We start from the raw sequence: 13,288 nt of genomic DNA on the forward strand, positions 1-13,288 counted from the left end.
AACGAGTTCCACCGTGGCGTCCACGACGCCGACGTGCCGCGGAGTCCGCAGACGTGCCGGCCTTGGCGCCTCAGAGGCGCTCGGGCGTCGTCGTCGCAGCGGGCGTCGGACCTACGCCGAGGCCGTCGCCGGAACGCTCGTCCGGCTGCGGCCCCGGTGTCCTCGCCGTCGCCGAAGGGCGCCTCCGGTGCCTGCGGTCTGCCGAAGTGGTAGCCCTGCCCCCGCTCGGCTCCGACGCTGCGCAGCGTGGCCGCCTGCTCGGGGGTGTCGATGCAGGCTGCAGTGCGGGTGAGGGCGCTGCCCCACAGGGGTGACTACCGGGGTCTCTGCTCGATGCGCCGCGCGACGCCGGCCGAATCTCAGTCGGGGTGGCGGAGCAGGTAACGGCCGAAGTGGGGCACGGTGAAGGCGATCTGCCCGCGCTCGGCGGAGTAGACGAGGCCCTTCTTGATCAGCGAGTCGCGCGCGGGCGAGAGCGACGCCGGTTTGCGGCCCAGGGAGACCGCGACCTCGCTCGTCGCCACCGCCGTCCCGCCGGGACCACCCAGCTCGGCCATCGCGTGCATGTACTCCCGCTCGGCCGGGGTCGCCCGGTCGTAGCGCGAGCCGAAGAAGCCCACCGCCAGCTCGGCCTCGGCGACCGGCGCGGCCATGACGACGTCGGCAGCGGTGATGGGGGAGGAGGCCGCGACGTCCCAGGTGACCTTGCCGTAGGCCTGGACGAAGTAGGGATAGCCGTCCGCGGCCGCGTAGAGGGCGTCGAGGGCGTCGGTTTCGAACTCGACGTCCTCCCGGGCGGCCGGTGCGAGCAGCGCGCGGTCGGCGGCCTCCCGGTCGAGCCGGTCGATGCGCAGGTAGCGGAAGAGCCGCTCGGAGTAGCTCTTCGATGCGGACAGCACGGCGGGTAGGTGGGGGAGGCCCGCGCCGACGACGATCAGCGGCGCGCCCTGCTGGGATAGTTCGTGGCAGGCGGCGCAGATGGCCGAGACGTCGTCGGGCTGGACGTCCTGCATCTCGTCGATGAACAGGGCGATCCCGCTGCCGATGTCGGCAGCCACCCCGGCGGCGTCGCTGAGCAGCTCGACGAGGTCGATCTCCATGTCGCCGGAGTCGGCCCGCCCGCTGGCGGCAGGGACGTCGATGCCCGGCTGCCAGCGGTCCCGCACCTTCGCCTCGGCCGGGGCCTGCCGCTGCGCGAACGCCTTGAGGACGCCCAGGACCTCCTCCATCGACTCCTGGTCCTTGTGCCGCGGGCCGAGCTCGCGCAGGGCCATGTGCAGGGCCGAGGACACCGGCCTGCGCAGCGACTGCTCCGGGCGAGCCTCGATCTTGCCGGTGCCCCAGCCGCGCGAGATCGCGGCCGACCGCAGCTGGTTCAGCAGCACGGTCTTGCCGACGCCGCGCAGCCCGGTCAGCACGAGCGAGCGCTCGGGGCGGCCGTGCGCGATCCGCTCCAGGACGACGTCGAAGGCGGACAGCTCCGAGTCGCGTCCGGCCAGCTCCGGGGGGCGCTGGCCGGCACCGGGGGCATACGGGTTCCGCACGGGATCCATGTCGAGCACCGTATGGCGTTCTCTAGCCGGAACCGTAGAGATCGGTAGAACGACCTAGCGCGTGTCGCCCGCGGGCATCTCAGCGCTCAGTACGGGATGAGCGGGTCGGGCGGGCCGGGGCTGGATGCGCTGATCCTCGCCAGCGCGGCGGCGTACTTCTCCTGAGCCGTGGGCGGTGACGGGATGACGGTCGGGGTGCTGCCGTCGTCGGTGCCGAAGGCGGGCGGGTGGGTGGTGAGGGTGCGTCCGCCGGGCAGGGTCCACACCAGGCCGCCGTCGGGGTCGCGGTGCAGCCGCCAGCCCGGGGCCTGGTGGGAGAGGCGGTGATGGTGCTCGCAGAGGCAGGCGAGGTTGTCGTGCGCCGTGGGCCCGTGGGGGTGTGGGGTCTGGTGGTCGAGGTCGCAGCAGCGGGCGCGGGCGCGACAACCGGGGAAGCGACAGCGGCGATCGCGCAGTCTCACGAAGCGGTGCAGGGGGTCGGTGGGCCGGTAGCCGTCGGTGCCCGGTGGGGGCCCGAGTCCGTGTCCGGTGGCGGCGGCCGCGCGCAGTTCGATGCTGTCGGTCAGCGCCAGCAGCGTCCCGGTCAGCCGGTCGGTCACCGCGATGCGGGGCCGTTCGGCGAGTGCGGTGTCGATCAGCCGGCGGGTGTCCAGCAGCCGGGTCAACGCCGCCTGCGCCGACGCGGCGGACCCCACGTCGGCGGGCCGGCCGGCGTAGGCCGTCCCCAGCTCCCGGGCCGCGGCGCGTTCCGCGGCCCGCAACGCGGCCAGGCGCGCCGCCGATCCGCCCTCGCCGGTCGGTGGCACCTTCCCGCCGCCGGCGTCGTGTGGGGTGATCGCGTCGTTCCCGCCGGCGTCGCTCCCACTGGCGTCGTTCTCGGCGGCAGCACTCGGAACGGCGTCATCGGCCGTGTGGCTGGCCTCATCGTCGGCGTCGTCGACCGTGCCGGTGAGGTCCACCGTGTCGGTGGGGTCATCGGCGGCGTCGTCGACCGTGTCGGTGGGGTCATCGGCGGCGTCGTCGACCGTGTCGGTGCCGTCGTTCTCGCTGGCGTGCGCGGCGGTGTCGGTGTCGTGGCTGGGGGTGTGGGGGGTCGCCGGGGCGGGCCGCGGGAGCAGGCCGAACACGTACGCCAGTTCGCGGGCCAGGGCGGCGGGCACGAGGTCGCCGTCGACCTCGGCCGGCTCGTCGGCACCGGGCCCGTGCCCGGTGAGGGTGTCGGCGCCGGTGACCAGGGTCAGTGCGATCTGCACCGGCGGGTGGTCGGCGTGCGGGCGCAGGATGAGGTCGGCGAGGCAGTCGGCCATGCGCTGCTGGTGGGTGCGGGGGTCACGGTCGCCGTTCTCGTCGTACGTGCAGGCCGTGGCGTAGGCGCTGAGCGTCTGGTGGCAGGCGCGGGCGAGCGGAGTGGCCCACAGCGTGGTCATCGCCGACATGCCGTCGTCGCGGGCGTCCAGCCGCACCTGCCTGTTCCGTACGGCCTCGGCCAGTCGCTGCGCGGCGGCGGCGGCGTCGATGCGGGTGACCGCGCGCCGTACGCAGGCCCGCAGCGCGGCGGTGGTCTGCCGCGGGGCCCGGGGCAGCACCGCCGCCTCCACCTGCGCGCGTTTCTGCGGTGTGGACACCGGGCCGGCGAGCTCGACCAGCACCGTGGCGTGGGCGGGGGAGATGTCGCCGGCGGTGAGGGCGGCGAGGGTGGCGGGCAGGCCCTCGACGAGGGTCACCGCCTGGACCAGCATGAGCGAGGCGGCCCGCGCGGAGATGCCCAGCGTGGCCGCGGCCTCGTCCACGGCCCATTCGCTGACCTCGGTGAGTGCGGCGGGCCGGGCGGCGACCGACGCCGCCGAGGCCGCGCCCCGTTCGCCGGGTGCGCGGTCGAACATCGCCGCCGGGCGGCTGCGGGCGAAGGCGGCCAGCGCCCGGGCGCGGGCGGCGGCGGCGCGGGCGGCGTCCCGGTCGGCGGCGGCCGCCTGGTCGAGCTGGGCCGCGCCGGCGCACAGCAGCCGGGCTCGGGCGTCGAGGAAGCGCTGGTGCTCGTCGCGGACGAAGTCGGCGGCATCGGGGTAGTCGGCGCCGAACTCGGTCTCGAGGCAGGCGATGACGTAGGCGTCGTACTCCTCCGCCGTCAACACCACCACGTCGTCGAACACGTGTTCGATCATAGCCGACGTGCGGGGGTCTGACCAGCGGAAGTGGCGCCCTGCCGGACGACGATCGGGACGGCGACCCGGCGCGTGTCAGCGGGGCGGCTGCGGCCGCCCGGACACCCAGCCACGGATCTCGTCGGCCTGCCGCTCGAGCCGCCCGAGGACTTCGCCGCTCGACGGCATCTCCGTGACGTCGAGTCGATGCCGGGAGCCGTCCTCGAGGACGAGGAAGACCGCCCAGCCCCGGCCGCGCCCCAGCCAGCCGTCGGCCCGGTCGATGCCGACCACCTCGACCTGCTGCCGCAGGAAGGTGCGGGTGGATGCGATGTTGCGCACGGTGAGCCGGCCGTCCGCGGTGGCGATCACGCTGCAGAGGGCCACTCGAAGGAGGAAGGCGACCACCAGCACGGTCAGGAGCGCACCGGGGAGCAGGTAGTAGCCCGGCGGCGGATCGCTGAGGAAGGTGTGCAGCCAGGCGACGACGACCACGGCGCCGAGTGCCCGCACCCATCCCGGCGGTCGGAGAGCGAGCTGCTCGTCCGTAGTCGTCACGGTGCGAGTCTGCGGCCGTCCAGGGCTGTCTGCCACTCTCTAGGCGCGACGCTAGACAGCAGTAGTCGAGGCGAGATCCCCCGTCGCCCGCTGCCGGCCGTCTAGCGTCGACGGCGTGATCAAGTTCGCGCTCAAGGTCGTTCTCCTCGCGGCGGTCTTCTACGGGCTGACCTACTTCGACGTCCTGCCGGGGCTCGAGGTCCTGCCCAACCCCGACGGGCCGCTGGGCGAGTACGGCACCTACCTGTGGATCGGACTGATCTTCGGCGTCGTCAACGCGATCGTGGGCCCGGTGCTCCGGCTGCTGTCGCTGCCGTTCGTGCTGCTGACGCTCGGCCTGTTCCTGCTCGTCATCAACGCGGCGCTGCTCGCGCTGACAGCCGGGATCACCGACCGGCTCACCATCGACGGCTTCACGACCGCCCTCCTCGGCGGCCTCATCCTGGCCGTGGCCGGGTGGGCGGCCGACCAGCTGCTCGACCGCTGACCCGGATCCGGCGCAAGGCCGGGCCACGGGTCGGTAACGCCTGCGGCGTCGCCATGAGAAGTGGCCCGGATCGCAGTAGCGTGGCGTGACATGGCCAGCACCACCGCCGTACCGCCGACGCCGGTACGCGGACCGGACGGCGGGCCCTCGGCCGGTTCCCTGACCGAACTCGCCGCGCTCGAGGCCGCCCGCGACGAGAAGCGGCAGCTCCTGGGCCGTGCGGCCGAAGCGGCACTGGCCGCGAAGCGCGACCTGCCTACCGGCTGCACCCCCGACGACCTGCCGGCTCTGCTGCAGCGCTACTACTGGAGCGAGCCCGCCGCCGAGGTCCTCGGCCACGAACCTGCCGAACTCGCCGAACTCGCACTCGGCCACCTCCGCCTCGCCGAGGTGCGGCCCCCGGGGTCGGCCACGGTCGACGCACACGCGCTCCCCGACGGGAGGGCGGTCGTCCGGCTCGTCACCGACGACATGCCCTACCTGGTCGACTCGGTCACCGCCGAGGTCGTCCGGCAGGGCTTCACGCTGGCCCACATCGTCCACCCGGTCGTGGTGGTGCGCCGTGACCTGCGGGGGCAGATCCTGGCCTTCTGCGACAGCAGCGCGGCCGCCGGCTGCGGCGCCGACGCGCTCACCGAGTCCTGGATGGCCGTCGTCCTCGACGGACCGCTGGACGAGGAGGCCAGCACCGACCTCGTCACCGGCCTGCGCACGGTGCTCGACGACGTCCGGGCCGTCGACGAGGACGCCGAGCGCCTGCGGACCCGGCTGCTCGAGCTGGCCGGCCGCCTCGACGAGCTCGTCGGCGTCGCTTCCCCCTCCGGCACGGACGCCGACCCCGCCGACGACCCCGCCGAGGCCGCCGCCCTCCTGCGCTGGCTGGCCGACGGCAACTTCGTCCTGCTCGGTGCGCGGGAGGTCGAGCAGGCGACGGGACGCGGGAAGCCGTCCGCGGCAGTCGTCCCGGGCACCGGCCTCGGGGTGCTGCGCAGCGACACCGACATGAGCGAGCCGACGACCCGACTGCCCGAGGCCGTGCGGACGCCGGGGCAGCACCTGCTCACGGTGACCAAGGCCGACACCCGCTCGCCGGTCTACCGGCGGGCGTGGCTGGACCTGGTAGCGGTCACCCTGCCACCCGATCGGGACGGACGGGCGCGCCAGTTCCGCTTCGTCGGGTTGTTCCCGTCCGCGGCGTACACGAGCAGCGTCGTCGACGTGCCGCTGGTGCGTCGCCGGGTGGCGGAGGTCGTGGCCCGCTCCGGCGTCCCGGCCGACAGCCACACCGGCAAGGAGCTGCTGGAGGTACTGGAGACCTACCCGCGCGACGAACTGCTGCAGGTCGGCGCCGACCAGCTGCTGCCCGTGGCGACCGCGGTGCTGCACTTGAAGGAACGCCGGCAGACCCGGCTGTTCCTCCGTCAGGACCCGACCGGGCGGTTCTGGTCCGCCCTGGTCTACGTGCCGCGGGACCGGTACACGACCGAGGTCCGGCTGGCCATGCAGCAGCTGCTGCTGGAGCGGCTCGGCGGCGCCAGCATCGAGTACACGGCGCGCTCGACGGAGTCGGTCCTCGCGCGGCTGCACTTCGTCGTCCGCGTGCCGGTGGGGCGCCGCGGCAGCCCCAAGCCGATGACCGTCGACGTCGACGCCCTGCAGGCCGAGCTGGCCGCGGCCGCCCGCAGCTGGACCGACGAGCTCGCCGACGCCCTGCAGGCCCGGCACGGCGCCGAGGCGGAGAAGCTCCTCTCCCGCGTCGCGGACGCCTTCCCCACCGGCTACCAGCAGGACTTCTCCGCCGAGCAGGCCGTCGACGACCTCACCCGGCTGGACGGCCTCGCCCCGGGCCAGATCTCGATGCGGCTCTGGACGCCGAAGGGCGCCGCGGCGGGGGAGCGGCGGCTCTCCATCTACCGGGTCGGGCAGCGGCTGCTGCTGTCGGAGGTGCTGCCGGTCCTGCAGAACATGGGCGTGGACGTCGTCGACGAGCGGCCGTACGAGATCGACCGCATCGGTGCCCCTCCGACGTGGATCTACGACTTCGGCGTCGCGGTGCCCGCGGCCGAGCTGCCGCTGATCCGCTCGCTCCCGGAGCGGTTCACCGAGGCCGTCAGCGCGGTCTGGCGCGGCGAGGCCGAGGACGACGGCCTCGGTGCGCTGGTGCTCCTGGCGGGGCTGAACTGGCGGCAGGTCAGCGTGGTGCGGGCCTACGTGCAGTGGCTGCGACAGGCCGGGCTCCCGTTCGGGCAGTCCTACGTGGAACAGACCCTGGCCGCGCATCCCGACGTCGTCGCCCGCCTGGTCCTGCTGTTCGAGACGAGGTTCTCCCCGGGCAGGGGAAACGGCCGGGCCGAGCGCCAGGAGGAGCTGGTCGAGGCGTTGCAGGCCTCGATCGGCGAGGTGGCGTCGTTGGACGCCGACCGGGTGCTCAGCTCGCTGCTCGCCGCGGTCACCGCCACCCAGCGGACCACCTACTACGCCATGTCCTCCTCTGCCAGCCCCGCCCTGGCCGTCAAGCTCGACCCGCACGCCGTGCCCGACCTGCCCGAGCCGCGCCCCGCCCGCGAGGTGTGGGTCAGCTCGCCCCGCGTCATGGGCATCCACCTGCGCTTCGGCGCCGTCGCGCGGGGTGGTCTGCGCTGGTCCGACCGGCGCGAGGACCTGCGCACCGAGGTGCTCGGTCTGGTCAAGGCGCAGATGGTCAAGAACACGGTCATCGTGCCGACCGGGGCCAAGGGCGGCTTCGTCGTCAAGAACCCGCCCCCGGACGGGGCCTCGCGCGACGAGGTCGTCGCCGAGGGGCAGGCCTGCTACACGATCTTCATCGGGGCGCTGCTCTCGCTCACCGACAATCTGGTGGACGGCACGGTCGTCCCGCCGGAGAAGGTCGTGCGGCACGACGGCGACGACACCTACCTCGTGGTGGCGGCCGACAAGGGGACGGCGACCTTCTCCGACCTCGCCAACTCCGTCGCGATCGAGCGCGGCTTCTGGCTCGGCGACGCCTTCGCCTCGGGCGGCTCGGTCGGCTACGACCACAAGGCCATGGGCATCACCGCCCGGGGCGCGTGGGAGTCGGTCACCCGGCACTTCCGCGAGCTCGGCGTCGACGTGCAGGCGCAGGACTTCACCGTGGTCGGCATCGGCGACATGTCCGGCGACGTCTTCGGCAACGGCATGCTGCTGTCGGAGCACATCCGTCTCGTGGCCGCCTTCGACCACCGGCACGTGTTCGTGGACCCGAATCCCGACGCGGCGGCGTCCTTCGCCGAGCGCCGGCGGCTGTTCGGGCTGCAGCGCTCGTCGTGGGCGGACTACAACCGCTCGCGGATCAGCGCCGGCGGAGGGGTGTGGCCACGGACGGCGAAGGCGATCCCGGTCTCCGAGCCGATGCGGGCCGCCCTCGGCATCGCCGACGGCGCCGACACGCTCACCCCCGTCGACCTCATCCGGGCGATCCTGTTGGCGCCGGTCGACCTGCTGTTCAACGGCGGCATCGGCACCTACGTGAAGGCGTCGACCGAGAGCGCCCTGGACGCGGGGGACAAGGCCAACGACGCCGTCCGGGTGGACGGCGAAAAGCTGCGTGCCCGCGTGGTCGGGGAGGGCGGCAACCTCGGCCTGACCCAGCGCGGCCGCGTCGAGTACGCCCTCACCGGTGGCCGGGTGAACACCGACGCCATCGACAACTCCGCGGGCGTCGACACGTCCGACCACGAGGTCAACATCAAGATCGCGCTGAACCGGGTGGTGGACGACGGCGAGATCGACGCCGCCGGCCGGGCCGCGCTGCTGGGCGAGATGGCCGACGAGGTCGCCGCCGCCGTCCTCGCCGACAACCACGACCAGAACGCGACCCTGGCCGTGGAGGCCACCTCGGCCCGCAGCCTGCTGGACGCCCACGAGCGACTCCTCCGGTCGCTGGAGCGGTCGGGCCGGCTGGTCCGCAGCGTCGAGGCGCTGCCCGACGACCGCGCTCTGGCCGAGCGCCGGCGGGACGGGCATGCGCTGACCAGCCCCGAGCTCTCGGTCCTGCTCGCCTACGCCAAACTCGAGACCGGCGACGTCGTCCTGCAGACCGACCTGCCCGACGACCCCGCGCTCGAGGACCTGCTGACCAGCTACTTCCCGAGCCGGCTGCGGGAGCGGTTCCCGGCCGCGATCACCGGCCACCCGCTGCGGCGGGAGATCATCGCGACGGCACTGACGAACCGGGCGGTCAACATCGCCGGGGCCACCGGGCTGTTCCGGCTCTCGCAGGAGACCGGCGTGCCGCTCGACCGCGTCGTACGGGCGCACGTCGTGGCCCGCGCGGTGTTCGACGTCGACCGGCAGTGGGACGCCGTGGGCGCGCTGGACAACCACGTGTCGGCGACGACGCAGGTCGAGCTGCGCACCGAGGTCACCCGTCTGGCCGAGCGGACGGCGCGCTGGCTGCTGCGCCAGCCCGACCTCGTCGCCGACCCGGCGCCTCCCGTCGCCGCTGTGAGGGACCGGTTCGCCTCGTCCGTCACGGCCGTGCGCGCCGCTCTGCCGCACTGGCTGCTCGGTGCGGAGGCCGAGGCCTATGCCGCCCGTGTCGCCCGGCTGCAGGAGGCCGGAGTGCCGCCCGAGCTGTCCGCCGAGGCCGCGGCGGCACCCCTGCTGCCGGCCGCCCTCGACCTCGCCGTCGTCACGGAGCGGACCGGGGCGCCGGTCGCCCTCTCCGGACCGGTCATGCAGTGCCTGTCGGAGCGGCTGGGGCTGGTGCCGCTGCGCGAGCTGGTCCTCGCCCTGCCCCGCGACCGCCGCTGGCCGTCCATGGCGCGGGCCTCCCTGCGCGACGACCTGGCGTCGGAGACGGCATCCCTGACCGAGGACGTCCTGAGCGCCCGGCGTTCGGACGAGGACGAGCCGAAGGAGCTGGTGGCGGCCTGGGTGGCCGGCTGGGACGCCACGCAGGCCCGCTCGGCCGCGCAGCTCGCCGACATCGCCTCCGGTGAGCGGCACGAGCTCGCCGAGCTGCTCGTCGCCGTCCGCACGCTGCGTGGCCTGCGCAAACGCCGCCAGGCCCGTCGCCTCCCCCGCCCCGCGGCGCCGTAGCCGCTGCCGAGTCCGGACGACTATCGGACTCTCCAGCTCGGCCGCTAGAGAGGGAGCTGTTCACCAGACCGTCATGCGTTCCAGGATTCCCGGCGCCACGCGGGGGAACTGTCCCGGCGACCTGTCGTCCAGCCGAGGATTCCTCTTGCCATTGCGTCCCATCGTCCGGACCGACGGATATCTGCCCATCGAGGACCACGGGCTGATCGGGGACGGTCTCACCTGCGCCCTCGTGGCCCGGGACGGTGCCATCCCCTGGCTGTGCCTGCCGAACTTCGACAGCCGACCGTTCCTCGCGGGGATCCTCGACGCCGAACGCGGCGGCTCCCTGGACGTCATCCCGGTCGGCCTCCAGGGGTCCCGGCAGCGCTACCTGCCCGACACCGGGATCCTGGTGACCGAGATGCAGGGCCCGGACGGGCGGCTGGAGCTCACCGACTGCCTGACGCTGCGGTCGGGCGCGGACCTGTCCGAGCCGGTGCCCTCCGGCCGCGGCGAGCTCCTGCGGCTGGCGCGCGCCGTCGGGGGCACGGTCGAGGTCGACGTCCTGTTGACCCCGATGGACGGCGTGCTCGTGCGCTCCGAACTCGGTGCCTGGCGGATCCACTGGGCCGCCCAGCCGAGCCTCGAGATCCTGTTCTCCGCCTCGCACCCGCTCACCGTTGCCGGCGACGGATCCATCCGCGGGCGGGTCACCCTGCGCGAGGGCGAACAACTGACCGTCGCGCTCCAGTGGTCCGGGCAGACCCATACCCGGATCCGCACGGAACCCGAGCGGCTCATCGAGCAGACGGCGGCGGCCTGGCGCAGCTGGGCCGATCGCCTGCAGTACACGGGGCCGCAGACCGACCTGGTCCGCCGGTCCGCCCTGACCCTGAAGCTGCTCGACCACGCGCCGACCGGGGCGATCATGGCGGCGGCGACGTCCTCGCTGCCCGAGGAGATCGGCGGCGTCCGGAACTGGGACTACCGCTACACCTGGGTGCGGGACGCGGCGTTCTCCAGCTACGCGCTGCGGCGCATCGGCATGCAGGACGAGTCCGACGCCTTCCTGGCCTGGACCCTGCGCAACATCGAGCGCGACGACCGGGCCAGCATCGTCTACACCCTCGACGGCAAGCGCCCCGGCATGGAGTGGCAGGACCTGGCGCTCTCCGGCTACCGCGGCTCGGGCCCGGTCCGCTGGGGCAACGGCGCGGCACGGCAGGTCCAGAACGACGTCTACGGCGAGTTGCTGGACGTCGCCTACCAGTGGGTGCGCGCCGGAGGCGCGCTCGACGAGCCGCTGTGGGGTGCGCTGCAGGAGCTGACGGAGCAGGCCATCGGCCAGTGGTCGACGCCGGACAACGGCATCTGGGAGATCCGGGACGCCGGACGGCCGTTCACCTACTCGGTCGCGATGTGCCACGTCGCGGTCGACCGGGCGCTCCGGATCGGCGAGATCTGCGGTCTGCCGCATCCGCGGCAACGATGGCGCCACGAGGCCGACCGGATCTCCGCGACCCTCCTCGAGTCGTCGTGGGACCCGGATCGGGGCACCTTCACCGAGCACCTCACGCCTCCGGGACAGGGCGATCGAGGCGGGCTGGACGGCTCGCTGCTCACCCTGCCGCTGCGCGGCGTCGTCCGGGCCGACGATCCCCGGATGGTGGCCACGACCGAGGCGGTGCGCCGCTATCTCGATGCGGGCGACGGACTCCTCTACCGGTACCTGCACACCGAGTCACCCGACGGTCTGGCGGGCGGGGAGGGTGCCTTCCTGCTCTGCAGTTTCTGGCTGGTCGACAACCTGGTCGGCCAGGGCCGGCTCGAGGAGGCGCACGGCCTGTACGAGTCGTTGTGCGGCCGGGCGAACGAACTGGGACTCCTGGCCGAGGAGATCGACCCGGCGACCGGGACGTTCCTCGGCAACTTCCCGCAGGCGTTCAGCCATGTCGGGGTGATCAGCAGCGGGTGGAACCTGACCCGGGCCGAGGCTGCGGCGGCCGGCGGGACCGCACGATGACGCAGGCGACGTCCCGGTCGTTCGTGATCCTCGGGGGCACGGGTGACCTCTCGGGCCGGCTGCTGCTGCCCGGGGTGGCCGAGCTGGTCGACGCCGGGCTGCTCGAGGGCGTCGACGTGCTGGCCGTCAGCCAGGAGGACTGGTCCGACGGCGAGTACCGGGACTGGGCGCGGGACCGGCTGGCCGAGCACGCGGGTCATGTGCCGGAGGCGTCGCGGGAGCGGGTCGTCGAGCGGCTGGGGTACCGGCACGGCGACGTGACCCTCTCCGCCGACCTGCGGTCAGCCCTCGCCCGCGTGGAGGGAGCACCGGTCGTCTACCTGGCGCTGCCGAACACCGTCTTCCTGCCCACCCTCGAGGCACTGACCGAGGTCGGGTTGCCGGACGGGGCCGTCGTCGCCGTCGAGAAGCCGTTCGGGCGCAACCTGGCCGACGCACGGCGGCTCAACGCCGTCCTCCACCGACTCCTGCCCGAGGAGTCGATCTTCCGCACCGACCACTTCCTGGGCATGCAGACGGTGCTCAACATCCTGGGGCTGCGGTTCGCCAACCGGGTGTTCGAGCCGCTGTGGAACGCGACGCACATCGAACGGGTCGACATCGTGTTCGACGAGACCATCGGCCTCGAGGGGCGGGCCGGCTACTACGACACGGCCGGCGCGCTGAAGGACATGCTGCAGAACCACCTGCTGCAGATGCTGGCCGTCGTGGCGATGGAGCCGCCGGCCGCGGTGGACGCCCGCAGCCTGGCGGCACGGAAGGCCGACGTGCTGCGCGCCGTCCGGCCGCCGGAGGACATGCAGCGGGACACCGTGCGCGGCCGGTACACCGCCGGCGCCGTCCGGGGGCGGCCGCTGCCCGACTACGCGGCCGAGGACGGCGTCGAACCGGACCGCGGCACCGAGACCTATGCCGAGTACACGGTCGGCATCGACAACTGGCGGTGGGCCGGCGTCCCCTTCCGGCTGCGCTCCGGCAAGGCGCTGGGCGCGGACCGGCACGAGATCGTGCTGCGGTTCAAGCCCGTGCCGCACATGGCGTTCGGCGGCGAGGCCCCCGAACCCGACGTGCTCCGGCTGCGGCTGGACCCCGACGGCATCGCGCTGGAGATCAACCTCAACGGGGCGGGGGACCCGTTCGAGATCGAGCGGCGTTCCCTCGACATCGCGCTGCCCCCCACGCGGCTCTCGGCGTACGGGCTGCTGCTCAAGGAGATGCTCGACGGGAACGCCGCGCTGTCGATCAGCGACGTCGAGGCGGAGGAGTCGTGGCGGATCGTCGAGCCCATCCTCGCCGCGTGGCAGGCGGGGGACGTGCCTCTCCGCGAGTACCCCGCCGGCTCCGACGGGCCCACGCGGCACCCCTGACGCCCGGCCTCCGCACGCCCCCGTTCCCGCCGTCATCCGCATGGCGGCGGTCATCCGGGCGCCATAACCGCGCTCATCCGCATATCGGCGATTCT

The 13,288-nt window shown here is 73.6% G+C and carries 7 protein-coding genes; 4 read left to right on the forward strand and 3 right to left on the reverse strand.

Going from position 1 to position 13,288, the window contains the following annotated elements; all coding sequences use genetic code 11:
* Positions 1 to 359 precede the first annotated feature (359 nt).
* The 3 genes from FHU33_RS00770 to FHU33_RS00780 all read right to left on the reverse strand — a co-directional run bounded on the left by FHU33_RS00770 (position 360) and on the right by FHU33_RS00780 (position 4,252).
* Positions 360 to 1,553 carry an ATP-binding protein gene (locus tag FHU33_RS00770; protein WP_142023629.1) on the reverse strand — a complete coding sequence of 398 codons (1,194 nt, stop codon included), beginning with the start codon at positions 1,551 to 1,553 and terminating at the stop codon, positions 360 to 362.
* 86 nt (positions 1,554 to 1,639) lie between these two features.
* Positions 1,640 to 3,703, reverse strand: a complete 2,064-nt coding sequence (locus FHU33_RS00775; RefSeq protein WP_142023630.1) for an HNH endonuclease signature motif containing protein — start codon at positions 3,701 to 3,703, stop codon at positions 1,640 to 1,642.
* An 87-nt stretch (positions 3,704 to 3,790) separates the two neighbouring features.
* Entirely contained in the window at positions 3,791 to 4,252 is a 462-nt protein-coding gene (locus FHU33_RS00780; RefSeq protein WP_142023631.1) for a hypothetical protein, read from the reverse strand.
* A gap of 115 nt (positions 4,253 to 4,367) precedes the next feature.
* Here FHU33_RS00780 and FHU33_RS00785 point away from each other — a divergent pair, with 115 nt between their 5' ends.
* The 4 genes from FHU33_RS00785 to FHU33_RS00800 all read left to right on the forward strand — a co-directional run bounded on the left by FHU33_RS00785 (position 4,368) and on the right by FHU33_RS00800 (position 13,193).
* Positions 4,368 to 4,739, forward strand: coding sequence for a phage holin family protein (locus tag FHU33_RS00785; protein WP_142023632.1), 372 nt, complete (start codon positions 4,368 to 4,370; stop codon positions 4,737 to 4,739).
* A gap of 90 nt (positions 4,740 to 4,829) precedes the next feature.
* The gene (locus FHU33_RS00790; protein WP_142023633.1) at positions 4,830 to 9,821 is read left to right on the forward strand and encodes an NAD-glutamate dehydrogenase; all 4,992 of its coding nucleotides are present in this window, start codon (positions 4,830 to 4,832) and stop codon (positions 9,819 to 9,821) included.
* A gap of 145 nt (positions 9,822 to 9,966) precedes the next feature.
* Complete coding sequence (locus FHU33_RS00795; RefSeq protein ID WP_246063185.1) at positions 9,967 to 11,826, forward strand: glycoside hydrolase family 15 protein; 1,860 nt, start codon at positions 9,967 to 9,969, stop codon at positions 11,824 to 11,826.
* Positions 11,823 to 13,193: a glucose-6-phosphate dehydrogenase gene (locus FHU33_RS00800; RefSeq protein ID WP_142023635.1), complete on the forward strand. Its 1,371-nt coding sequence runs from the start codon at positions 11,823 to 11,825 to the stop codon at positions 13,191 to 13,193. Before FHU33_RS00795 ends, FHU33_RS00800 begins: the two co-directional genes overlap by 4 nt.
* Positions 13,194 to 13,288: the final 95 nt, after the last annotated feature.

The sequence above is a fragment of the Blastococcus colisei genome (genome assembly GCF_006717095.1).
Lineage (GTDB): Bacteria > Actinomycetota > Actinomycetes > Mycobacteriales > Geodermatophilaceae > Blastococcus_B > Blastococcus_B colisei.